This window comes from Segatella copri (genome assembly GCF_015074785.1).
GTDB lineage: Bacteria > Bacteroidota > Bacteroidia > Bacteroidales > Bacteroidaceae > Prevotella.
The window spans coordinates 1,398,811-1,421,611 of sequence record NZ_CP042464.1; the positions used below are offsets into that span (position 1 = coordinate 1,398,811).

Annotated in this window: 19 protein-coding genes, 5 tRNA genes and 2 pseudogenes; 12 read left to right on the forward strand and 14 right to left on the reverse strand. The window is 40.5% G+C overall.

Going from position 1 to position 22,801, the window contains the following annotated elements:
• The first annotated feature begins 42 nt into the window (after nucleotides 1-42).
• Both FO447_RS06205 and FO447_RS06210 read left to right on the forward strand, forming a co-directional pair.
• On the forward strand, nucleotides 43-2,370 hold the full coding sequence (locus tag FO447_RS06205) for a TonB-dependent receptor domain-containing protein (protein WP_200758124.1): 2,328 nt from the start codon (nucleotides 43-45) through the stop codon (nucleotides 2,368-2,370).
• A 52-nt stretch (nucleotides 2,371-2,422) separates the two neighbouring features.
• Nucleotides 2,423-3,016, forward strand: a complete 594-nt coding sequence (locus FO447_RS06210) for a hypothetical protein (protein WP_117692498.1) — start codon at nucleotides 2,423-2,425, stop codon at nucleotides 3,014-3,016.
• A gap of 6 nt (nucleotides 3,017-3,022) precedes the next feature.
• On the opposite strand, the gene FO447_RS06215 is transcribed toward FO447_RS06210, so the two are convergent.
• Nucleotides 3,023-3,781 carry a helix-turn-helix transcriptional regulator gene (locus tag FO447_RS06215; RefSeq protein WP_117692500.1) on the reverse strand — a complete coding sequence of 253 codons (759 nt, stop codon included), beginning with the start codon at nucleotides 3,779-3,781 and terminating at the stop codon, nucleotides 3,023-3,025.
• A 588-nt stretch (nucleotides 3,782-4,369) separates the two neighbouring features.
• Between FO447_RS06215 and FO447_RS06220 the strand changes: the two genes are divergently transcribed.
• The 6 genes from FO447_RS06220 (at nucleotide 4,370) to FO447_RS06245 (ending at nucleotide 9,843) form a co-directional block, all read left to right on the forward strand.
• The gene (locus tag FO447_RS06220; RefSeq protein WP_117692501.1) at nucleotides 4,370-4,585 is read left to right on the forward strand and encodes a helix-turn-helix transcriptional regulator; all 216 of its coding nucleotides are present in this window, start codon (nucleotides 4,370-4,372) and stop codon (nucleotides 4,583-4,585) included.
• Nucleotides 4,586-4,603: 18 nt separating this feature from the next.
• Complete coding sequence (locus tag FO447_RS06225; RefSeq protein WP_117692503.1) at nucleotides 4,604-6,157, forward strand: DNA methyltransferase; 1,554 nt, start codon at nucleotides 4,604-4,606, stop codon at nucleotides 6,155-6,157.
• 18 nt (nucleotides 6,158-6,175) lie between these two features.
• Nucleotides 6,176-7,264 (forward strand): hypothetical protein, encoded by a 1,089-nt coding sequence (locus FO447_RS06230; protein WP_117692505.1) that lies wholly within the window; start codon nucleotides 6,176-6,178, stop codon nucleotides 7,262-7,264.
• Between the two features lie 66 nt (nucleotides 7,265-7,330).
• Nucleotides 7,331-7,987, forward strand: a complete 657-nt coding sequence (locus FO447_RS06235; RefSeq protein WP_117692506.1) for a hypothetical protein — start codon at nucleotides 7,331-7,333, stop codon at nucleotides 7,985-7,987.
• Between the two features lie 16 nt (nucleotides 7,988-8,003).
• Nucleotides 8,004-8,837 carry a hypothetical protein gene (locus FO447_RS06240; protein WP_117692508.1) on the forward strand — a complete coding sequence of 278 codons (834 nt, stop codon included), beginning with the start codon at nucleotides 8,004-8,006 and terminating at the stop codon, nucleotides 8,835-8,837.
• A gap of 13 nt (nucleotides 8,838-8,850) precedes the next feature.
• A complete protein-coding gene (locus FO447_RS06245; RefSeq protein WP_117692509.1) occupies nucleotides 8,851-9,843 on the forward strand; it encodes a hypothetical protein in 993 nt (330 codons plus the stop codon).
• Between the two features lie 216 nt (nucleotides 9,844-10,059).
• Here the strand turns inward: FO447_RS06245 and FO447_RS06250 are convergent.
• Nucleotides 10,060-11,883 (reverse strand): annotated as a pseudogene (locus tag FO447_RS06250) (IS1634 family transposase).
• An 831-nt stretch (nucleotides 11,884-12,714) separates the two neighbouring features.
• Between FO447_RS06250 and FO447_RS06255 the strand changes: the two are divergent.
• Nucleotides 12,715-13,026 carry a nucleotidyltransferase domain-containing protein gene (locus tag FO447_RS06255; RefSeq protein ID WP_117692513.1) on the forward strand — a complete coding sequence of 104 codons (312 nt, stop codon included), beginning with the start codon at nucleotides 12,715-12,717 and terminating at the stop codon, nucleotides 13,024-13,026.
• Nucleotides 13,027-13,175: 149 nt separating this feature from the next.
• Nucleotides 13,176-13,442: pseudogene (locus tag FO447_RS06260) on the forward strand (HEPN domain-containing protein); the annotation flags it as partial.
• A 167-nt stretch (nucleotides 13,443-13,609) separates the two neighbouring features.
• On the opposite strand, the gene FO447_RS06265 reads toward FO447_RS06260, so the two are convergent.
• Both FO447_RS06265 and FO447_RS06270 read right to left on the reverse strand, forming a co-directional pair.
• Nucleotides 13,610-14,728 carry an HNH endonuclease family protein gene (locus tag FO447_RS06265; RefSeq protein ID WP_117692516.1) on the reverse strand — a complete coding sequence of 373 codons (1,119 nt, stop codon included), beginning with the start codon at nucleotides 14,726-14,728 and terminating at the stop codon, nucleotides 13,610-13,612.
• A gap of 5 nt (nucleotides 14,729-14,733) precedes the next feature.
• Nucleotides 14,734-15,783 (reverse strand): adenine-specific methyltransferase EcoRI family protein, encoded by a 1,050-nt coding sequence (locus FO447_RS06270; RefSeq protein ID WP_117692518.1) that lies wholly within the window; start codon nucleotides 15,781-15,783, stop codon nucleotides 14,734-14,736.
• A 624-nt stretch (nucleotides 15,784-16,407) separates the two neighbouring features.
• Here FO447_RS06270 and FO447_RS06275 point away from each other — a divergent pair.
• Together FO447_RS06275 and FO447_RS06280 are read left to right on the forward strand one after the other, a co-directional pair.
• A complete protein-coding gene (locus FO447_RS06275) occupies nucleotides 16,408-17,253 on the forward strand; it encodes an N-acetylmuramic acid 6-phosphate etherase (RefSeq protein ID WP_200758126.1) in 846 nt (281 codons plus the stop codon).
• A gap of 70 nt (nucleotides 17,254-17,323) precedes the next feature.
• A complete protein-coding gene (locus FO447_RS06280; protein WP_200758127.1) occupies nucleotides 17,324-18,118 on the forward strand; it encodes an SDR family NAD(P)-dependent oxidoreductase in 795 nt (264 codons plus the stop codon).
• Between the two features lie 5 nt (nucleotides 18,119-18,123).
• Here the strand turns inward: FO447_RS06280 and FO447_RS06285 are convergent, their stop codons facing one another.
• The 10 genes from FO447_RS06285 to FO447_RS06330 all read right to left on the reverse strand — a co-directional run bounded on the left by FO447_RS06285 (nucleotide 18,124) and on the right by FO447_RS06330 (nucleotide 22,761).
• The gene (locus FO447_RS06285; protein ID WP_200758128.1) at nucleotides 18,124-19,287 is read right to left on the reverse strand and encodes an esterase-like activity of phytase family protein; all 1,164 of its coding nucleotides are present in this window, start codon (nucleotides 19,285-19,287) and stop codon (nucleotides 18,124-18,126) included.
• Complete coding sequence (locus FO447_RS06290) at nucleotides 19,274-19,909, reverse strand: 4'-phosphopantetheinyl transferase family protein (RefSeq protein WP_200758129.1); 636 nt, start codon at nucleotides 19,907-19,909, stop codon at nucleotides 19,274-19,276. The genes FO447_RS06285 and FO447_RS06290 overlap by 14 nt, the downstream gene beginning before the upstream one ends.
• Before the next feature lie 35 nt (nucleotides 19,910-19,944).
• Complete coding sequence (gldE, locus tag FO447_RS06295) at nucleotides 19,945-21,252, reverse strand: gliding motility-associated protein GldE (protein WP_200758483.1); 1,308 nt, start codon at nucleotides 21,250-21,252, stop codon at nucleotides 19,945-19,947.
• A 61-nt stretch (nucleotides 21,253-21,313) separates the two neighbouring features.
• Nucleotides 21,314-21,661 (reverse strand): single-stranded DNA-binding protein, encoded by a 348-nt coding sequence (locus tag FO447_RS06300; RefSeq protein WP_006849490.1) that lies wholly within the window; start codon nucleotides 21,659-21,661, stop codon nucleotides 21,314-21,316.
• Nucleotides 21,662-21,690: 29 nt separating this feature from the next.
• Nucleotides 21,691-22,227 carry a hypothetical protein gene (locus FO447_RS06305; RefSeq protein WP_006849491.1) on the reverse strand — a complete coding sequence of 179 codons (537 nt, stop codon included), beginning with the start codon at nucleotides 22,225-22,227 and terminating at the stop codon, nucleotides 21,691-21,693.
• 33 nt (nucleotides 22,228-22,260) lie between these two features.
• Nucleotides 22,261-22,333: transfer RNA gene (locus FO447_RS06310), tRNA-Gly, on the reverse strand.
• Nucleotides 22,334-22,353: 20 nt separating this feature from the next.
• A tRNA-Leu gene (locus FO447_RS06315) sits at nucleotides 22,354-22,437 on the reverse strand.
• Between the two features lie 24 nt (nucleotides 22,438-22,461).
• A tRNA-Leu gene (locus FO447_RS06320) sits at nucleotides 22,462-22,543 on the reverse strand.
• 41 nt (nucleotides 22,544-22,584) lie between these two features.
• Nucleotides 22,585-22,657 (reverse strand) — tRNA-Gly (locus FO447_RS06325).
• 20 nt (nucleotides 22,658-22,677) lie between these two features.
• Nucleotides 22,678-22,761: transfer RNA gene (locus FO447_RS06330), tRNA-Leu, on the reverse strand.
• Nucleotides 22,762-22,801: the final 40 nt, after the last annotated feature.

Sequence of the window (22,801 nt, forward strand, 5' to 3'; positions counted from 1 at the left end):
TTGCAGCAGAAAAATAAAAGAATCAAGCAAAACTGTAGCAATATGAAGGAAAAAGTAATTTTTACCACAGCGTTGTGCCTCTCGGCTATGACTCCGATGATGGCGCAGAATATCACCGGCAAGGTGATGAATACCAAGGGAGAACCTTTGGCGTTTGCCAATGTAGTATTATTGAATAGAACAGACTCGGCTTTCGTCAAGGGCGCAGTGAGTGGAGAGGATGGCAGCTTTGCCATCGACTCTTCCTGCAACGGTGAAATCATCAAGGTGACCTCCGTAGGCTATAAGACTATCTGCAAGGATTGCACGGGCGAGAATGTGGGCATTATCAAGATGGAAGAAGACAGTAAGATGCTCGGCGAAGTTGTCGTGAAGTCATCCCTGCCTAAGACTATCCTGAAGAATGGCGGAATGACGACAACCGTTGTCGGATCCGTACTTGAGAAGGCAGGAACCATGGAGAACCTGCTCGACCGCATCCCTAACGTGTCTGCCCAGAATGGCAGCATCAAGGTATTCGGTCGCGGTGAGCCTGTTATCTATATCAATGGACGACAGATGAGAGACAAGAGCGAGCTGGACCGTTTGCATTCAGATAACATCAAGTCGGTGGAAGTCATCACTAACCCTGATGCTCGTTACGCAGCCAGCACCAAGGCGGTCATCCGTATCACAACGAAGAAAATACTGGGTGAAGGATTCGGATTTGACGCTACAACAGAAGGATCGTACGACGAGAAAAAGAACATTGGAGGATATGGCAGGCTGAATATGAACTATCGCAAGAATGGATTAGAGCTGGGCGCATACGCTTTTGGAGCAAGACAATACCAGCCAGACAATAAAGACTTACAGCAGAAGACTTATCTTGACAAGACGTGGAACCAGAAAAGTGAGATAAGACAAGTAGGTATTATCGAAGCCATGAACTTTCGATTGGATGCCAGCTACCAGTTGGATGCCAACAACTCTATAGGTGCCAACTTTGGTTTTCTAAGAAATCCAAAACAAACATGGAACGGCGATATGAGTTCTTCTATATTGCAAGACGAAGAATTGTCTGAAAGTTCTGATAGTCATGCTGATTTCTTTTGGCAGAAGAATAATCTTTCAAGCAACATTTACTATGTGGGAAAGATTGGCAAACTCGGCATCGACTTCAATACCGACTGGCTATGGTCGAAGGAATACCAGAACGATGTTACCAAAGAGCAATACCAGGAAGTGGGGATGAATGCACAAAGCCAAACGGCTCATAGCTTGACTAACAAGGATTATCATTTGCTTGCTTCCAAGCTGGTTCTTTCTTATCCTCTGTTGGGCGGCGACTTATCTTTGGGTGGTGAATATTCAAATACCCATCGTACCTCAAAGTATCAAGTGGTGCCAACCAACTTGGTATCGGATGACGACAGCCGTATTACAGAAAGCATGACATCTTCATTCTTGACCTATTCAAGAGATTTCGGAAACGTAAGCATGGAGGCAGGACTGAGATACGAGTACATCGACTTCAACTACTATGAATACGGCAAGTATATGCCAGGACAAAGCAAGTCGTATGGCAATTGGTTCCCATCGCTCAGCTTATCGATGCCTGTGGGCAAGGTACAGATGCAGCTGAGCTATTCTGCCGACATCGATCGTCCTTCCTATCATTTCCTGCGCAGCGGCATTCAGTATGACAACCGCTACACGTATGAAACAGGAAACCCATTCTTGGTGTCTGAGATAAGCAGAAATCTCAACTACGAGTTGGCTTACAAATGGTTGACATTCGATATGACCTACAGTCATACTTCACATCCAATTATGTCAACAGTGGAGACTTATAAGGATAATCCTGCAATAGGCTTGATGAAGCCTGTGAATGGGAATTCGTATAATGACGTAGCTGCATCCATTAATTTGCGCCCTTCGTTTGGCATCTGGTATCCTTCGCTTACTGCATCCATTGACAAGCAATGGTTTGATATGGAGACGCACGATGGGAAATCGCTCAATAAGCCAATGGCTTCTTTCCGTTTTGACAATACCCTCAACACCAAATTAGGAATGTTTACGTTGATGATGTCATATATCACGAAAGGCCATGAGAAGAACCAGTATCTGTACAAGCCAATGTTTTGCACGAATGTTTCCGCATATAAGGCTTTCTTGAAGGATCGTTTGTCGTTTCAGCTCTTCATCTATGATTTGTTCGGGACAAACGACAGCCACATGATTGCTCATTTTGGCAAAATAAAGCAAATGGTGTATGATGGATTGTCAACAAGCAAAGTGTCGCTTACTGTACGGTATAAGTTCAACACTACAAGAAGCAAGTATAAGGGTACGGGTGCTGGAGAAAGCCAGAAGAACAGAATGTAATCTGTCTATCTGCAGCATCCTGTAATGGTGTAATGAAAAAATCTCTCTATAAATGAACAACCCAATAAAATTGTTGATTAGTGGCGCAGACATGGGAAGCTTGATAGCTTCCTGTGCCTTGCTCCATGACTTCCATAAAAGCCCTCGGCAGGAAGATAGATTTCAAATCTATCGCATAGAAAAGGATACGCTGACGATGGAAGATGTGGATGCATGCGACTTGTCGGGCATCCGATATGCGGTGAATGCAACCTTGCATGACAACGAAGCCTCCTTCGCTTTCGATGAGAAATGCAAGGAGCAGGGCATCCCCGTTATCCATGCCGTCAATCTTGGCAAGGCTGCCTTTCTCGCTGTAGAGAAACCGAAAGGCTATCCATTCAGCGAAGTAGTGAAAAAAGGTTCGGATGATTTCCGTTGCTCACTGGGCAAGTATATCTCGCAGTACGGTATGTTCTGGCAGATGCCCGTGCCTTGGATAGATGAAGCCATCAGGCATTATTCTGAGGAGTCTTTCCCGCAACTGGGCATCGGGGCATATATTGCCGCCGGCTATTGTGCCAACATCCTCGTAAACCTTGCGGAAGGCAAGGAGGTGAAATACTTCCCCAAGTTCTATCTCTCGCCATTGTTGGAAGAGATATGATTGCGATTATATCATCTGATAGTTCGTGGCATGAAACAGCGCCTCGGCAATGTTCTTCACGCCTATCTTGGCGAAAAGGTTGCGCTTGCAAGCCTTTATAGTGTCAACCGATTTGCATAGTCGGTCGGCAATATCATTCATCGTGTAACCTTGGGCAGACAATCTCAAAACATCTCTCTCAGTCTCGCTCAAGGTTATGCCTTCTTTCTTTTCCCACTTGTGGCGCAATGTGGAATATTCAAAATAGCTACGCTCACCATTCTTCTGCATGATGATATGTCCCGGTTCATCGGTTGCCGCCAATGATACGGTGCAGAGGGCAAGCCAGATTCTTCCGTCATCAGAAAGAAGTATCGGAGTAAGGTGATGATGAATCAATCGGCTATGCCTGCCATTGGTAAGATGAAAGTCGTACGAGATGGTATAGTCCAGACGGTCGCCCACAGGCAATTCGTTGAAAAGATCAAAACCTTTCTTGTTCACTTCGAGCAGCATCTGCAGGTCGGCCTCCGGAACATGGTCGATATACATCTGATAACCAGCCTCTATCAACTGCTCCGGTTCCAATCCGCAGAGATAAGCGAGGTTATCTGATGCATAGATGAAGTCCTGATGAAAATAGTCGATGATATAGACACACTGGTAGGTGCTGCGGGCAAAGGCTTTTGCCGCATTCACCAATAATTCTATCTTTTCGTAATCTTCTCTGTTGATATGATTCACTTCGTTGGAATGGAGGAAGAAATCTTCTTTTTCTTTATTCATAAGCTATTCTGAATATTACTCTTTCTATCTGTTCTCCGATTCATCAAGCCATCGGATCTCTTTTTAAATACGCTATTCGGCTACAAAAGTACATATTTTTATTTGATTACAACTCTATTGGATTGTTTATTTACAGATAATTAACCGTAAAAGACGAAGACTTACCCGAAGACGCTGATGATTCTCGTTAACCACTGGATATGCGTAGTATAACCCATACGCATTCAGCATTTCCTTGTTCTTGGAATCTTGCTGATTATTCATAACACACTGATAATCAACACTAATTAGGATGGTAAAATAACGAAAGAAACAAATTAGGAACAACAAAATCAAGAAACCCCAAAATGAAAGCCTGAGAAAACATAAATTAACACAGAAAACAACGATAAATTTCCTTTTCTTTCATTTCGGGAGTAAAGCCCTAATGTTGTATGTTAAACACAAAAGTTACTTTTTTGTGCGTAAAATAGTAGCAAATTAAAGTAATAAAACATATTTTTTATGCAACTATACAATATTTTCTAAAGATTCTCGTATATTACAATAAGTGTATATATCTTTGCATTGAACTTAAATAAAATTACAATGAATGAGCTTAATAGAATAAAAGTAGTTCTTGTAGAACAAAAGAAAACAGGTAAATGGTTAGCAGGGCAACTTGGAGTTAGTGTTACAACAACCAGTCGTTGGTGCTCTAATTCTGCTCAGCCAGATTTACAAACACTAAGTAAGATTGCTAAGTTGTTAAAAATAGATACAAGAGAACTTCTTGTTCCAACAGACTTGCATGAAAACTTTTAAAATTAAACAATAGAAAAAATGAATAGTGAAAAAAATGCTCCTAGATATTTTATGCATAAATATTGGGGGAAAAAACCAGCCACTGGCATAAGTCCTTTGGTAGAAAAATATACAAACCCTGGAGATACTATTATTGATCCATTTTCAGGGTATGGAGTTTTCTGTTGTGAAGCATATCTTAAAAATAGAAACGTTATAGTAAATGATCTCAATCCGATTGCCAATTTTATAGCACATAATTTGTTCTCAAACGATGTTAATATTTCAAAAGTAAAAAGGGTATGGGAAAAGATCAAAGCAGAAATGTCTACTTTCATAAACGAATGGTATAATATTACCATTGGCGAGAAAACATATCTGCCTATATCAGTTTTAAGAAATAAGGATGGTTTACCGCTGCAATTTACTTTTAAGGATGGAAAAAAGACGTCTATTGAAGATATTCCAGAAGAGCTAGCAAAAGAGTTCTGTGAGAAAGAAAACAATTACAAAATAACGGATTGGTATCCTATGGTTTCGATTATTGAAAATTCCAGAATATCAGCTCGCCCGAACATGACAATAAAAGATCTTTTTACCAAAAGGACACTTGCTTGTCATGCAAAATTGTTGTCATTGATAAATAAATATGCAACAGGATCTGATAAAGACTTGTTTTTAATTGCATTTACAGCAAATTTAGCCAACTGTTCCAAACTTGTTCCACCTATCAAAAGCAGAGGGGCACTTGCTCAAGGAGCTTGGATGACCGGTTTTTATATTGGTGAGACATATATAGAGAATAATGTATTACATTATTACGAAAATCGCATAAGGAAGGCGATAAAGGGAAAAGAAGATTTCTTGAATGCGCTATTGGGTGATTTAATGAAAGAGCCTATCCAATCTACTTTCAAAATCACCAACTTTGATGCAAAAAGGTTGCAACTCCCAGACAACTCTGTGGACTATGTTTTTACAGACCCTCCTTATGGGGATAGTGTACCATATTTTGAGCAAAGTGTAATTTGGAACTCATGGCTACAGTTTGTTCCTGATTATCAGCAAGAAATTGTAATATCCGATAGTAATCAACGTCACAAAGATATTGAGGCTTTTGAACATGACATAAATTCTGCTTTTTCAGAAATTCGAAGAGTGTTAAAAGATAATAAATATTTTTCACTTACATTTCACTCTCTTTCTGGACTAGAATGGAAAGCCGTTAGCAATGCGTGTGTTTTCAACAATTTCAATGTTGTTGATTATGAATGGTTAGAACAAAAGACCTACCCACCACGTCAACTTAATCGTGTTAAATCGATTAAAGGTGATGTCCTTGTGACTTTTCGAAAGAATCCAGCACCTGTACACTTACGTGTTTGTGATGATAGTCAATTTATAAAAATTATAACTGAGTTCATAACTGAAACGATCAAGAAGGGGACTACCGACACAAATGCTATAATGATGGCTATAATGGAATGGATTTTGCGAAATATGATTATAATAGGCAATGTCGATGTGTTTACAGTTCTGAATAATCGTTTTCAACTGGACAAGGAAGGAAATTGGAGTATAAAACAAAAGTAAAATATAAAAATATTCAATATGACAAACTTTGAGAAATGGGACAAAGAGTTCCGTGCACAAAATCTTTACGCTTTCAACAACAATGAAAGTGCTTTGTTGTACTTGAAGATTAGAGCCGTATGTCGTGGAAAACAGATTAAACAATTTGTTGAGAAAAATGGCATTGAGCTTACTTCTACAAAGATTAACGAGCAGTTTGCCGAGTTGTATTCAATAATGGAGAATACACCTAATGGCAAGACTATGCTTGATACTTATCTGTGCGACAGAAACAATGAATGGTATCACACGATGGGTGTGGATGAAGAAAAATTGAAAAGTGGTTTACGTCAGATAAACAACTACGAATGGGGAGGAGATCAAGAAAACTCTCTTGACCAATATCTTGTCCGTAGATATATTAAAGTAATCAGCGATTATGATGAACTACGCAGCAAGGCTGATGCTATTGCAACAAATGCTTGGAATTTCGTTCAAACAAGTTGGTATAACAACTGGACATCCTATCTTATTGAATCAATATTTAAGAAGCATAGACGTGTGTTGTCTGCGGTTGGTGAAATCAAAAGTGTTGACTTTTTTATTGAGAATAACCCTATCGATTTGAAAGTTACCTATTTTCCTGGAGCTTATATGCAAGGTAAGTTAAAAGAAGCATTAGGCAACACTGAGTTAACTTGGTTGAAGCGTCAGGCTAAGAAATATGGTATTACACCAGATAAAAATCTTTCTGATTCCGAACAGTATAATTTCTTAAAAGAAGAAATCGAAAATCAAGGACATCAAGAAGTTATATCTCAACTTACTGCTACAAGAAAACAGATTGTAAATGAGGCTCGTAATAATCCAGAAAACCTGATGAAATGGCTTTATGAGAATCAAAGTCCTCGTTTGTTCGGTGCTGAAAACCGTCTGTTTGTTGTTCTTGTCGATTCTACGGACATGAATCAGTCGTGGAAGATGAAGAGAGCATTCTCGTTAATTGAGCCTAAGGTAAATACATACCTTGATAGCTTCAGTGAAAATTCTCTAAAGAAAATTGAATTCACATTTAATAAAATAATATACGAAAGTCTTGCCGACATAATCTTTGTCGTAAAAGAATAAATGGAGGAAAGATGGTAATATTGCATAATCCAAATTCCATTTAGTTTTTCGTAAAACAGAAACGATATGAGAAAAATTGCTGCTTTATTGTTTTTGTGCTTTATGCCGATCAGCCTATTTGCACAAACTTATAAAATGTATCAAACACGTAACTACCATAACCAGTTACGTTTGAATACTGCTACGGGAGAAGTATTACAGGTGCAAGATGACGGTCAATCTTGGAAAATATGTGATGCAATGGAAGATGGTGGCGAAACTGATAATCGCTTTTGTCTTTATGAAACACAGAATATGTGGACTTTCATCATGCTTGATACTTTTACAGGAAAGAATTGGCAAGTCCAATTTAGCACAAAAGGAACAGATTACATGTTTGCTGCACCAATAAATTACTGGTCAAAAGCATATCCATCTTCAACTGATAGATGGCAGGGTAGATTCAAAATGTTTGCTACTCAAAATATGTGGACATTCATCATGTTGGATAGTTTTACAGGAAGACTTTGGCAAGTGCAATACGATACCAAGTCTTTAGACAACCTCCTTTGCGTTTCAATTAATGAAGAAGTTCTTGAAGCAGGTAATAGTAGCATTTTTACAATACAACCGATGACGAGTATGTATCAATACTATTTGATAAGCAGTAAGTCCGGTGCAATGTGGCAATTTCAGTGGACAACTAAAGGTCCTGACTATAGATGGATCAAAAGGGTTAATTGACAAATTGTATTTGTTTATGAAAATAAAAAACATAAATGACATTACATTGTTTAGATACTTGTTTTGTCTTGATAAAAGAGAATTGCCACAAAGCATTCTTAATTGGTGTAATAATATCGGTAGTGCAATTGATTCTGACAGAGAGAATGCGATAAGAGAATTATCTACAGTAAAAGGAAACTGCCGTAATTTGGTCGTTTTCTCTAAGACATTTATTGATACGATGGATAAATCCTATATGAAATTTACACAATTTCATATTGATATTCTCCAAGAGTTAGATAATGAGAATGGAATTGTTCGTAGCCCATACTTTATAGAAGGGTGTTATGTCGTGTATAGCATAAAGAATGGCTGTCTTACTTTATGGATATTCCAAGACAACATCAATAAATATTTGTCGATACCTACATATTACATTTGTGTGTCACCAAAAGATAGAATTAAGGGAAATGGACATCAGTTAGACTGCATGGTTCTACCTCTTATTGATGGTTGTATGGAAGCAAATATCAGAGATTACATAGATATGGTCTTAGATTATTTGTGTTTAAGACAATGGGCAGAAGTGCAATTAGGTAAGGTTTCAACCACTGTTAGAAAAGAGGTTAAGAAGAAAAAGAAAAATCAGAATGTCACAGGACCAGGACTTGATTACTATCGATTTGACAGTAAGTGGTACACTGAAATATGTAATGATGAATCTTTTAAGGTTAGTGGTCATTTCAGATTGCAACCTTATGGTGATGGCACAAGGAGACTGATATGGATTAACGAATTCACAAAGAATGGTTACCATAGAAAAGCTACTATAGACAAGGTTAAAGATGGAGAAGTTTCTCTTACATAAACATAGATAGACAATGAAAAGAAAGAAAATATTATATCTTGACCAATTTGCTGTAAGTAATATGTATAATGCTGTCCCTACATCTTTGTGGGGACAGCTACGTAGTATTATCATAGAAAAAGTAAACAATAGAATCCTTTCTTGTCCTATGCCACTTGAACACCTATACGAAACACTAGGACGTTCCAATATGGGCGAAGACGGCAACGAAAGTATAGAGTATTCAAAACAAATAGCGCAACAACATCATTTCTTCAGCGAGATTGCAAAAGGAACTACATTTTATGGATATGAAGAAATCGCAGCAACGGAGATAATGATGTTGCTAAGACAGGGGAACGTTAAACCAATACAATCCATGTATTTTCATAAAGCATACTATGCAGACATTGAAATACTTGACATTTATGCAAATGGTCATAAGTTCAACAAAGAGAATCATTTTTATAATCAAGAACTGTTCAAAGATGTAAATGGGTTAAGAGAAAACATGAAAAAAGCTGGTCAAGAACTTAGTAAACCAGATAAATCTTTAGCATTGGATTATCTATGTAAAATACAGACCAGAGCATATATAGAAGGTCTTAAAGAGCTATGCCGAAAGGGAGTGGTTAATGTTCGAGGTGTGCAATGTGGTAAAATAAATATTCCTAATAAAGTGGATTTGTTATTAAAACTACTATGTGATAAAAGACTTGATAAAAGATTAGCTCAGAAATTAATTTGCGAATTAGAAACACATGGGTTTGAAAAAATTCCATCAATGAATATTCGTTCATCGTTGAATGCAGATATGGCTGTCAACGGGAAAAGTCAGACTCCGAATGATGTGATAGACATAGATAGGGCTGCTATTGGGTTGCGTATTTCTGATTATTTTTTCGCTGATAATGAAAAGAAATTAGCTATTGAAAGATGCCAATTGGATAAAAAATATCAGACTAAAATCTATTCTGCAAAAAAAGATTCTGTTTCGTCACTAATTACGGAGTTGTCGGAATTGTAAATCATTCAAGTTTCGCAAGTAACCTCCGGTCCCCGAAGGGGGCCAACTTTCAATAACCGCTGGTGGAATGACCGAAGGTCATGGAACCTGCGGACAACCAATAGTAGGAAGAAAGCGTCCCCAAAGGGGGCGAACCACATCCAGTCTTGCTCCTGTTCGCCCCCTTCTTTTACCTTTGCACTCGGAAACAAGTTTAACCCACATTGCAGTGACCCGTTATGTAACTCCCTGATTTCCAATATTCGGATTTTTTGAAGTCTGATTTGGGTGTAGCATGGATTTTCTTTTCCCGAGCGGCTTGGGGTTAATATAGAGCAAATCATAGATGGCGGAGAGTTTACTCTCTGCCTCTGTGCTCTGTCTTATACTAATGACCTAACCATCTACAGTTTCAACTTTTGCAGTAACCACAACCTGTGTGCTGGCAATGCGCATGATTTCATCCCATCTCACATTCTCATGCTTCTTCAATTTCAGGCGATACTTGGTGACGCTTACCACCCAATATACCAGTATGGCAAGGTTGAGATGAGACTTGATTCCATTGTCGCTCTTATGATAGACAGGACGGATGTCCAAGTCTGTCTTCAACACATGGAAAGTCTCCTCTACGGTTCTGATTACATTATAAAATTTCCAAATGTTCAATTTCTGGCTTTCATCAAGGCTCGTCAGCAAGACATATTTTCCATGGAACTTTCTTCTCTGAGCAGCCTTGTCCTCTCTGCATTCCCAGGTCATGGAAGTAGCAACCTCGTTCTTTCCTGTACCCTCATAGGTAAAGGTAACGTTGTATGACAGGCGAATGGCTCCATATTGCTTGTCGAACTTGCCCAATCGCTTGTTCACGGCATCACGTTTCTTGGTTCCGCCCTTGGTAAGAATACCCTTTTTGATTGCTTCCAATCCCTCCTCGTAGCGTTTGCATGCCTGCTCATACATGGAGCGTTCCTTGGCACCCTTTGCGTCACTATCCACCATGAGAGCCTTGACGGATTCTCCATCCATGTCAACCTTACCCATCTGCAGGCGTATCTGCTGTCCCTTGTTATCGGTATGGTCGATGATTTCTGAACTTGTAGACTCGAACTTGCTATCGCCGGAAGGGAGTACGGTAATGTAGTCGAATCCATTGGCTTTTAACCAATTGACATTCGACTTGGAGTAGAAGCCTGCATCCATCACAACGATACGTTTGGCATCTTGAGCGGTTGTCTTGGCCAAAGTACCTACAACTTCCTCAACGGTAGTAGAATCATGGCGGTTTCCCTCGTATATCATTGTGCGGACGAGTAATCCCTCTGTGTTTACTACTGCAGCAAGAACCACTATCTTACAGTCGTCCCTTTTCTCCTTGGAACGACCATACTGACAGAGTTCACTGTTCTCCATTTTCTCCTCAAAGTAGGAGTTTGTGATGTCAAACAGAAGGATTTTCTCCTCGATGCCGAACATCTCTGCAAGTGCAGTGTTCTCACGAAGATAGCGGACTGTCTTTAATTCTGAATACGGATAGATGGCACGTGCGATAATCTGCATGAGGGCAAAGTTTATCTGGTCACGCTTCCACCCCCTAGAGGTCAGGTATTTACGAATATCAAGCATACGCATGGTAGAGTTACAGAGGTTCTCGCAACCGATGATGCGAGCTTCATGCTGGGTGAGCGTTTCAAGCTTAACGGCAACTGCTTTCTTGCGCTCCTCTTCTTCGCGAGCCTTGCGCTCGGCGATGAGACGAGGATCGTTCTCCTGGGCATACTTGCTGCCACGGTACTTCACATATTGAGACATGGCTTCCTCGTAGAGCTTTCTGTTATCGCACATCACACTTTGTCCATCCTCAATCATAGTGGTAAGCATGGCTGCCAGTCGGTTACGTTCATCCTTGTCAAAGCCGGGAAGTTCTCCAAGGCAAAGGACACTACGATGCTTAGTCTTGCCATCTTTGTCGATGTAAGACTTCGTGAGACGGTAGTAATCGTATGCGATTGCCGTACCATCTCCCTGATCGCGATATTTCTTTGCCTTGGATATATACATTTCGGGGGCAAAGGTACACACAATTTTTCAACTGACAAAACGGGCGGGTGTAGCATTTCGGGGTTTTTCCCGAACATACGCTGCAAATTAGGATTCTTTATACAAAATCAGCTAGGAAATTGGCAGAAAACTGCCAAAATCTAGGATTTCGTTAGGAATCTTTAAGTTTTTCACTAAAGGCTGCTGCAATGTGGGTTAAGAGTGAGTTCAGCAAACATCGGAAAAATCAAATTATCGCTTAAAGCATTGACACTTAGCGCATTTACTTTCATTTGCTTTCTTGTCTTTTCAAACGCATTTCGGAGGACTAAAATATTCTTGACTTCTTTGCTTTCACAATTCTTTTAAACTGCTGTCTATCAACAAGTTTAGGGTGAAGGCAGTTTATAAGCAGAGAATATGATAGTACTCATAGGAGAAGCTGATATTTCCAACAGGAGCAAAAGACACTATCTAGCATCGGCTGACCCGGGTCATCCATATAGATGACTTGGGTCAGCTATATGAATGACTCTAGTCAGCTATATAGATTGCTTGAATCAGCCGATACGAAAAGAGTATTCTCCGTCCTTCTTTACCTGCCAGCTACTCCCACTCATCATTATCAATCATCCTCCTCCACGTAACAACCATTTTCTCTCTTCATTATTCTCCTTTCACCCTCAAACCACTATGCCACAACAAGTTAACATGTGCGTGAAAGAAAAAATCATCAAACGCTTATTTTTTAAAAAAGATATTAGACCGCTTTTAGCATTCTTTTATTATTAAAATTTGGTGATTAGAAAGAAAACTCGTATTTTTGCAGCATATATATTAATATTGATAGATATGGAGAAGAAACAAATCATAGAAGCAATGCACAATAGATTGCATGAGATTGATTCTCATGCAAAAGCCATCTTGTTTGGTTTCCGCGCTAGAGGTACTGAACATGAAGGAAGTGATTGGGATGTATTGATTCTTCTAGACAAACCAAAAGTTACGCTTCAAGATTACGATAAGTATTCTTATCCACTAAGAGAATTAGGCTGGGATATTGATGAAATCATCAACCCTGTACTTTTCTCCCAAAAAGAATGGGAGGAGAACCATTATACATTATTTAATCATAATATAACAAGGGAAGGAATTGCCATATGATAAAGGGACTACTTTCTGACACTGACAGAATCGAGATTGTAAAGTACAGAATAGAAAAAGCCTACCGTACTTACCAAGAAACTGTCGGTTCTATAAAAAATGGTTATGTCGAAACAGCAGCCAATCGTTTATACTAAGCAGCTTACTATGCTGTTTCCGCTTTACTCATTTCTTATAAGTATAAAGCTATTACTCATAATGGCGTAATCCAAATGTTTGGAAAAGTCTTTTTGAAAAACAACATCATTGACAAAAAGTATGGCAAGACTTTCAATCAGCTTTTCTCCTTACGATTAACTGGCGACTATGAAGACCGTCATATTCTTGATATGGAAACGGAGGTGCTTCCATTGGTCGAGCCAGCTAAGGAACTAATAGATTTAGTGTCAGAAATGGCTAAAAAGCAATTAATGTGATTGCAAAAACACCCTTCAGTTGTTCGTTGAGCAACCCGTATTACAGATACCACTACTGAAGGGTGCTTAGGTTCTTTTTTTTATTTTCGGCGTATTGGTCTTTCCATCAGACCTTTTTCATAAAATACCTCTTTATGTCCATTGTTATAAAAGCTCAAATCCATCATTTATTTTCCTCCTTTTATTCTATTACAAGTACGGCAAAGCATTTGACAATTCTCGGCAACAGTCGTTCCACCTTCACACCATGGCGTAATGTGGTCTGCTTCCATTTCTTCTAACTTAAAAGGTTTACCACAATGGGCACAGATTCCTTTTTGTCGCTCATAAGCCTCACGTTTCTGTTTCTTATCAAAAGTACGGAAACTTAAATCGCGCAAATCACCACTCAGCACATAACGATAGATGCCTGCCTTCTTCATTATTTCATCATCCTCCATCAGTTGATGAATTTCGGACTCTAGTTGCTCCGTATCATATATGTTGCTTCCAAACTCATCAAACATAGCACCCCAGTCTAAGCCTTTCATCTCCTTTCGATATGTAGGGAAAGTAGATTTAACCCAAGTGATTACTTGCATATAGTAAGCCCAAAGCTGATTGGCGTTCGGATCATTTTGATGGATAGCCATATACTTATCTATCGGAGCTGGATCCGAAATACCATCGTGACGTGCAGCCCACTTCAAAATGGTCTGCAAATATGCTTGTTCCTCAAGTTTGCCTACCATATAATCACCACCTACCTTATAAGCCGCACACCCATGTTTACTGAAATAACGACGAGCATCAGTAATGAAGGGACCAACATATACAGCATTACGCAATTCTTGGTCGAGCAAACGCTCACCTGCTATGTTTATCACACGGAACCAATCAAGCTTTTCCATATCTGTACCAGTACAAAAATAGACTGTCAATTCATAGTCTAGAAAGTCCTTCTTTTCATTTTCTGTCAGATTGTCAAAATAAAGCACAGGGCGGTCTTTATCAACAATGTTGAAAGCATGTTGATAATATTCACAGATAGACAGTGTTCGTTGTTGCCCATCTATCATTTCATATTTACCTTCATCGCCAACACTCCAGTACATAATGTTTAGAGGGTATCCTTTCAATATGGTTTCTATCACAGCCTGCTGTTGTTTTAGCTCATAACGAAACTCACGTTGATAAGGAGGACGAATATTCAACTTACCATGATAGCCGTAGACGCCATTATTTGGGTCATTACAATAATCTGCTATCAAGTCACGAATTGCTACTTTTTCTGGTTTTATATCCATATTTTTTATTTCTTAATCTTAATTAATACTCGAGCAAAGCAACCTTTAAGCTTGCCATTTTTATCTCGATAGCAGAGTTTTCCTCTTCGAAAGCTCTTATCTTCGTGAAACAAAGCCGCACATTGTTCAGTCGTAAGATTGGCACTAACACCACACTCAACTCCCAATTCTCCACCATTACCTATCCCTATTATCTCAAATTGGTCAGGATTGTACTTATCTAGAAAAGTTATAGGCACTCCCATTACGCCATCATAATCCAATGGTATCAGCTCTATTTTTGAAACTTCAATAGCATCATAATTGATATAGCTTGGGTATTCCTCAGCCGAATAAGTCTTGTAAAGAATCAAGTTCTCATGACGCTTTTTTATATCCAAATTGGTATACCAACATATATTTCCCATGCTTCTCCATCTCTGACCAGTCTCATCTATCCAAAAACGTGTTGCCCTTTCTTCATAATCAGTTGGCACCTTAAAAGCCATATCTCCTGATTTATATCCAAGCCATATCTTATTACTTTTAATCAAAGGGAATATTTCTTTATAAGTAGCATTATTTTGATTACCAATAATAAGAAATTTCTTTTCATAATCCATTAGTTGTGCCATATATTCTCTAAACAAAGAAAATGGAGGATTAGTAACTACAATATCTGCCTCTTTTAAAAGCTCAATACATTCTTTACTACGGAAATCTCCATCGCCTTTCAATGGTCTTACGCCAATTTCATCTGCATCAGGTATATGATTACTGCTATGAGCCCCCTCATAAACCAGATACACCGCTTGCTCACTTTTGTTCTCTGTAAAAAGGTCTACATCTTGATTTTTAAAACACGTCGTAATCAGTTTCTTCAAACCAAGAAACTCAAAATTGTATGCGAAATAAGTAAAAAAGTTACTTACACGAGGGTCATCACAATTACATAGTACGGTCTTACCACGAAAATGTTCACGGTAATGACGGAGTTCATTATTGATGTCTTCTAGCTGCGTGTAGAATTCATCTTTTTTAGCTGCCTTAGCTTTATCTATGGTTCTTTTTGCCATAATATTTTAATTGATAATTAATGAGTTACAAGCACTAACTATCAATCACGCCAAGACGCAAAAAGGGCGTGATGCTCTTATTGCGTTCAGCTATGAGGCAGCCTCGGAATGGAAACCTCAATCAACCCATAAGAATGCACCACGCCTATGGCGTAGATGCATTGCTAAATATATGGTTGATTAAGGCACCCCATACCGAATGCCTTATCACAATTATTCCTTGTTACGTTATTTCCAATAAGTTTCCGAGGCTTTTGGCTGAACGCGAAATAATAGCGAATGCTTTTGTTTACCAACGATGTCTTGGAAATGGCAGTAGCCAAATCCATATGCAAAGATACAACAAATTATTGAAACTAGCGCACTTTTCATAGAAAAACTTCTATTAAACCATGCTTTTTTCTTCTTTAGATGCTTGTTCCTTATCAATCATCACGTTCATTCATATTAGTACCATTTTTATTTGGTAGTTTAAGAATAAAAGATTACCTTTGTATCGCTAAACAGAAAGAAGAATACAATGGCTCTTAAATATGTGATTCATTATCTTCCCAATACTGGAGGAAGAATACCAGAAACGAAAGGTGGAGCCCATCGAACGATACACCCTAAAGATAAAGTAATATGCCAAATAAAGAAGAAAAGAGAATAACTGAGCAGAGCTCGCTCTACGAACATCTGGAAAAGATGAGCGTGGCTGAACTCACCGCTCATATCAATGCAGAAAACAAGAAGGTGGCTGTGGCAATAGAACAAGCATTGCCTGCCATTAACCAACTGATTTCCGCCATCGAAAAGCAGCTGAAGAAGGGCGGAAGACTCTTCTATGCCGGTTGCGGAACGGGCGGAAGACTGGCTACGCTCGATACCATCGAGGTGCAGAACACCTATGGTATCGACGGTTCACAGATACAAGCCATCTTCCCCGGAGGCATCGGTTGCCTTACACAAACCAGGGAATCAAGAGAAGACGACCTGGAGAATGGCTGGCTTCAACTCTGCGTCAAGCATATCTCAAAGCATGATTTCGTGCTGGGCTTCTCGGCAAGTGGCACTACTCCCTTTGTACTCGCCATCCTGAAGCATTGCAAAGAGGCAGGCATTCCTACGGGATGCATCGTGAACAATCCCCACGCTCCCATCGCCCAGGCTGCCGATTATCCTGTAGAGGTCATCACGGGACCGGAGTTCGTGACGGGAAGTACCCGTATGAAAGCCGGATCATCGCAGAAGATGATACTGGATATGATCAGTACTTCTCTTCAGATTCGTCAAGGACGAGTGGAAGGCAACAAGATGGTGAACGCCAAGCTCATCAATCATAAACTCATCGATCGTGCCTGCCGTATCTTCATGGAACGCAATCCGGAATATACGGATTACGAGAAAGTGAAGCTGCTGATTCTGAAAGCTGGAAGCGTGAAGAAGGCGGAAAAGCTGCTGAAGAATAAAAGCGATTCAGATATTTAGATAGAGTTAGACAAGATTTCACCTTATATAAATTGAACTATCAAGACTTCACCTTATATAATAGGACTATATGGCAAAGAAAGCAATTGTAATGGGTGCCACATCGGGCATCGGAATGGAAGTGGCAAAACTGCTTGCTGCAAAAGGATGGCAAGTGGGAATAGCCGGAAGAAGAATCGAAAGATTGCAGGCTCTGATTTCGCAGGGCGGCATTACCTGCTACCAGCAAATAGACGTAACTTCTCCAGATGCTCCTGCCCAACTTCAGGAACTCATCGATAAGTTGGGAGGCATGGACCTGTATTTCCATAGTTCTGGCATTGGCTGGCAGAATAATACGCTGGATATAGAAAAGGAGTTGAAGACCCTGGAAACCAATGGTTTGGGATTCACAAGAATGGTGGATACGGCATTCAACTGGTTTGCCGCCCAGTCTTCTACTCCAACCAACAAGAGCGATTTTTCTGTTCCTGAAAGTAAGAAGAAGGCAAACCATGCCTGTCAGAAATTCCGCATTGCCTGCATCACTTCCATTGCCGGAACCAAAGGTCTCGGTGCTGCCCCTTCCTACTCTGCCACCAAGCGATTCCAGAACCATTATCTGGAATGCCTGTCGCAGCAGGCACGGATGCGCCATCTCCCTATCGCCATCACAGATATCCGACCAGGTTTTGTAAAGACAGACCTTATCGCAGGCAGCAGTTATCCACTGCAGCTCAAACCGGAAGATGTGGCAAAGCATATCGAGAATGCCATCGAAAACGGAGTGGAAGTTAAGGTGATAGACTGGAGATATGATATCCTCGTCTTCCTCTGGCGACTCATTCCTAGATGGTTATGGACGAGATTGAGGATTACAACATAACAACTTTATTCCTTTCTGATGACAATCGTCTTGAACCAGTCTTTCAATACTCCAGCATATTGATCCTGCGAATCAGACAGCAGGATGACGACCTGGGAACCATCTTCCAGCTTGGGGCCCAGACACATGCCTTCGTAATTGGCAAAGGAACGCTTGGAAAGAGATAAGCCGGTTTTCCATTCCGCGAGCAATCTCTTTTTCAAGAAAGGAGTATCTGATGAAATATTCTCTTTCATAGAAAACTTCTCTTTCATAGAAAACTCCTCAGAATTCAAAGGATTTACCAAATAGAGCTTGCACTTGCAGAAAGCACCTATCTTGATCTTAGGAATAAATGCCTCACGCTCCAGAATCAGAAGCTGACCATCGGGCAAGGCACAAAGCTCACTCACACCCATCACATAGATATCTGCTTTCTTATAGGTAGAAGGTTGATCCATCTGATAGGCATAGGTCGTCATACAACGAGAGTCTTTCTTGCTGCTCACTTGCTCGCTATACGCTTCCTTGTTACGATTTTCCTTCATCTTTCCCCAATCAAACCTCATCAAACGAAGCTGGTTGGCCAATCCGTTTTGAGGAGTAGCAGGCTGTCCGTCCTTGCGAAGCGTGCTCTCAGGTATCGTCCAAAGATACTGCCGGACGGAATCAAAAGCCAGAGACTCAAAATTATAATTAGGATAAAAATCAGCAGAAGGCCATCTGCTTTCCCAAAGGTTCTGCTGATAGCCAACCTTGGCAGCATCTGCCGAAGTAGGCAGAATAGGAAACTCCTTTAAACGGCAATATCCTTCGCTTGCTATCACCAAGGTAGAATCAGAAACCTTCACGATGGCTTCGTGGTCAAAGCCTTTCTCCTGCCCTAACCAAGGCTTGCCGTCGTTCAGCGTTCCATCTGTTCTCTCGGTAAAACCAAGGTTCTCTACCTGTTCCAGTTCGCCAGTCTTGGGATTCACCTGAATTCGGAAGTTGAAGTACAGAGCACTATCCGACTTGTCGCTTACCACCGCATAGATATCATCATGCAGATGAGCAATGCCACTATAGTTGCCCGCAGCCACTGTTTTCGGAAAAGCCTTCTGGGAATTCTCTCTCACTACTTTCCAATCCTGTGCTCCAGCCAACAGACTGAATGCCAGGAAGATGGTCAGGATATTACAACGCTGCATAGGTAAGAACAAACTCCATGGTTAATTCGAAATCCACATGCGCCGTCTTTCTGCTCTTGAGATTCTCCACATCACACGACCAGTCTGCCATCGTATCAAATGGCTTCACCCGCATATCCTCAAACATCAGTTTTTCCTCTGAGAATAACTTGAAGACCGTTTCCTTGGCACACCAATGCACCAGCTTGGCATCCAGATCTTCCGCCTTCTCATCCTTTCGCAGGAATTTGGAAGCGATGCGCTCTACCCTATCGCTGAAGTATTCGATATCTACCGCCACTTCCTGATTTTTGGAAAGGATAAGCGCAGCATAACCCTTGGTATGCGAAACGCTGATATGATAACCACGGAACAATGGCTTGCCAGCCTCGTTGTGGGTAATGTCACCTGCATGAGAAAGCAAGCCCTTGGAAGCCCCGTTTGTCTTGAGCATCTCATACATTAATGCACGAATGGCAAGAAACTCCAGTTTCCTGCCATCGTTCTTATATTTCTCTTCCACCTGAGAGCGGTAAGCCTGCAGATGAGGATACTGCCCGAACAACTGTTCTACAGTTTCATCCATCTGCCATAAACCAAGACTCACTCCCGGATAAACTTCTCGTATATTGACAACTGCCATATTTTTTATATTCTGATATTGATGAATACTGATGATTACTTAGAAGAATCCTCCACGTTATCTTTCAAAGGATGTACCGTCACCTTAATCTTGCTGATGCGACGCTCCTCTATCTGCATAACCTCGAAAGTATAGTTCTTATAATCTATCTTCTCGTGCATACTTGGGAAATCGCCCTTGATTTCCAAGAGCAGACCAGCCAGAGAATCTGCATCACCTTCAACCTCCTCGAACTCTTCGTCATCTACATTCAGAATCTTGCAGAAATCAGAAAGAAGCGTTTTACCTTCAAAAACAAAGGTATTGTAATTTAATTTCGAGTAGAACTTCTCCTCCTCATCGTATTCATCATTGATTTCACCTACAATTTCCTCCAGAATATCTTCGAGAGTAACAATACCCGATGTTCCTCCAAACTCATCTACCACAATGGCGATATGAACCTTATTCTCTTGGAACTCGCGAAGCAGATCATCTATCTTCTTGGTTTCAGGAACAAAGTAAGGAGGACGGATCAGACTCTGCCAACGGAAGTTGGAAGACTTCGTAAGATGAGGCAATAAATCCTTGATATACAATACACCACGAATATTATCCGTATTATCTTGATAAACAGGAATACGACTGTAGTTATTTTCCTCAATGCATTTCAACACTTCTGGATAGGTGCTGCGGATATCCAGGTCAACAATATTCTGTCGGCTGGTCATCACCTCCTTGGCTGTTTCATCGCCAAAGCGGATGATACCCTTCAGCATGCTCTGCTCGTCCTTGATATCATTCTTATCAGTCAGTTCCAGAGCCTGTTCCAAGTCATCAACACTCAGCACATGATTTTCCTTCTGTATAATCTTTTCTGCAAGAATTCCACTTTTCAGCAAGATAGTTTCTAAAGGCCAAAACAACTTTCTGGCAAACAGAATTCCCCCTACGCACCGGCGACAGAACTTCAGAGGATCCTGGCGGGCATACACTTTCGGCATAATCTCACCAAAAAGCAAAAGCAAGAAAGTAAGAATAACCGTAATAATCAGGAACTGAAGCCAATAAGCTTTAGGACCAAACTCTACGATTCCTGCGAATACATAATTAAGGAGCATGATGATTGTGACATTCACAAAATTATTGGTTATCAAAATGGTAGCCAACGTACGTTCAGAATCATCACGCAACATCTGTATTTTCTTATCGGCATCAGTCTTTTCATCCTCAAGTTCCGCAACATCAGTTGGTGATAAACTGAAAAAAGCAATTTCGGAACCACTGGCAAAAGCAGACATGCCTAACAATATAGCTGCAAGTACAGCAGCTACAATAACCCCGGCGGAAGGCTGCATCAGCATCACATCACCAAAGGCATCAGTTATGGTGGATATATCCAATTTCTGAGCTAAAAATTAATAATTATTGTTCTCTAGTAGCAGGGCGAGTACTCAACATCTCCATATTATCTACATAGATTTCTGTAATATATTGTCTTCTACCCTGCTTGTCATCATAGGAGCGGTAGCGGATTCTTCCTTCCACATAAAGGCGGTCACCCTTATGCACATACTTCTCTACTACCTTTGCAAGCCCACGATAAAAAACAAGATTGTGCCAATCTGTATGGTCTGGCACTTGGGTACCATTAGGCAAAGTATATCCTTTCTCTGTAGTTGCGAGAGAGACCTGAGCTACTGCCTGATCTGCTTCGAAATAATGAATGTCAGGATCTTTACCTACATTACCAATTAGCATAACCTTGTTCATGACACGAATCTTTTAAATTTCTGAATATTTTATTTCCACATTCCCAGATAGCGGAAATGAAAATTCTTACCTTTTGCAGATGGGAACTGGCTGCGTGAATCTACACAATCGCGCAGATAATCAACGATGCGATTGTAACAATCCAAACCTGATTCAGCTTTAACATCCGCAACGAAATGAGTATCACGGTACTCAAACTTTCCTGTAGCCGGTACCATCACAACACGCTTGAAATCAAGTGATCCTTCATACCAGCCTGGAGCCTCTTGAGCCAAACTGGCAACAACAGGATTCTCCATTCTCTCTGCAGGAGTAGGAGTACGCAATGCTTTCTTATCCTTAAAATCCTGCATAGTTTGCGCCGTAGTCTTTATCACAATAAAATAAACACGTGGGCGTACCTTATATCTTTTTGGATACGTCAAATCGCTAGCGGCATATTCACGAACATCTGCCTCTAGCTCTGCATCCATCTCAATCTCAGGAATACTCTTTAAAAAACCAATAGCATCATCAACACTAGTAACTAATGTCTCCTGATCAAAATATCTTAAATATAAATTCATAAATGGGTATGTTTCTCGAGTTCAAAAAAAAAGAGCGGAAAACGGGACTCGGACCCGCGACCCCAACCTTGGCAAGGTTGTGCTCTACCAACTGAGCTATTTCCGCTTGTAAAACAACAATAAAAGTGAAGAGGAGGAGACTCGAACTCCCACGACACAATTGTCACTACCCCCTCAAAGTAGCGCGTCTACCAATTCCGCCACCTCTCCAACACTAAGCTAATTTAAACATTGTGCCCAAGACAGGACTCGAACCTGCACGTTGTGAAACACACGCACCTGAAACGTGCGCGTCTACCAATTCCGCCACTTGGGCCCTAAACTTAAACCTATCTTGGTTTAATACAAAAATGATCGAGCGGAAAACGGGACTCGGACCCGCGACCCCAACCTTGGCAAGGTTGTGCTCTACCAACTGAGCTATTTCCGCTTGTAAGATAACAATACCAGTGAAGAGGAGGAGACTCGAACTCCCACGACACAATTGTCACTACCCCCTCAAAGTAGCGCGTCTACCAATTCCGCCACCTCTCCAAGTATATTGTCATCAATTATCTAACCAAGATAAAACTTG

Excerpts from the sequence above, each read along its gene's own strand:
- FO447_RS06205 (WP_200758124.1), top strand. The coding sequence starts at position 43 with ATGAAGGAAAAAGTAATTTTTACCACAGCGTTGTGCCTCTCGGCTATG.
- FO447_RS06210 (WP_117692498.1), top strand. The coding sequence starts at position 2,423 with ATGAACAACCCAATAAAATTGTTGATTAGTGGCGCAGACATGGGAAGC.
- FO447_RS06215 (WP_117692500.1), bottom strand. The coding sequence starts at position 3,781 with ATGAATAAAGAAAAAGAAGATTTCTTCCTCCATTCCAACGAAGTGAAT.
- FO447_RS06220 (WP_117692501.1), top strand. The coding sequence starts at position 4,370 with ATGAATGAGCTTAATAGAATAAAAGTAGTTCTTGTAGAACAAAAGAAA.
- FO447_RS06225 (WP_117692503.1), top strand. The coding sequence starts at position 4,604 with ATGAATAGTGAAAAAAATGCTCCTAGATATTTTATGCATAAATATTGG.
- FO447_RS06230 (WP_117692505.1), top strand. The coding sequence starts at position 6,176 with ATGACAAACTTTGAGAAATGGGACAAAGAGTTCCGTGCACAAAATCTT.
- FO447_RS06235 (WP_117692506.1), top strand. The coding sequence starts at position 7,331 with ATGAGAAAAATTGCTGCTTTATTGTTTTTGTGCTTTATGCCGATCAGC.
- FO447_RS06240 (WP_117692508.1), top strand. The coding sequence starts at position 8,004 with ATGAAAATAAAAAACATAAATGACATTACATTGTTTAGATACTTGTTT.
- FO447_RS06245 (WP_117692509.1), top strand. The coding sequence starts at position 8,851 with ATGAAAAGAAAGAAAATATTATATCTTGACCAATTTGCTGTAAGTAAT.
- FO447_RS06255 (WP_117692513.1), top strand. The coding sequence starts at position 12,715 with ATGGAGAAGAAACAAATCATAGAAGCAATGCACAATAGATTGCATGAG.
- FO447_RS06265 (WP_117692516.1), bottom strand. The coding sequence starts at position 14,728 with ATGGATATAAAACCAGAAAAAGTAGCAATTCGTGACTTGATAGCAGAT.
- FO447_RS06270 (WP_117692518.1), bottom strand. The coding sequence starts at position 15,783 with ATGGCAAAAAGAACCATAGATAAAGCTAAGGCAGCTAAAAAAGATGAA.
- FO447_RS06275 (WP_200758126.1), top strand. The coding sequence starts at position 16,408 with ATGCCAAATAAAGAAGAAAAGAGAATAACTGAGCAGAGCTCGCTCTAC.
- FO447_RS06280 (WP_200758127.1), top strand. The coding sequence starts at position 17,324 with ATGGCAAAGAAAGCAATTGTAATGGGTGCCACATCGGGCATCGGAATG.
- FO447_RS06285 (WP_200758128.1), bottom strand. The coding sequence starts at position 19,287 with ATGCAGCGTTGTAATATCCTGACCATCTTCCTGGCATTCAGTCTGTTG.
- FO447_RS06290 (WP_200758129.1), bottom strand. The coding sequence starts at position 19,909 with ATGGCAGTTGTCAATATACGAGAAGTTTATCCGGGAGTGAGTCTTGGT.
- gldE (WP_200758483.1), bottom strand. The coding sequence starts at position 21,252 with ATGCTGATGCAGCCTTCCGCCGGGGTTATTGTAGCTGCTGTACTTGCA.
- FO447_RS06300 (WP_006849490.1), bottom strand. The coding sequence starts at position 21,661 with ATGAACAAGGTTATGCTAATTGGTAATGTAGGTAAAGATCCTGACATT.
- FO447_RS06305 (WP_006849491.1), bottom strand. The coding sequence starts at position 22,227 with ATGAATTTATATTTAAGATATTTTGATCAGGAGACATTAGTTACTAGT.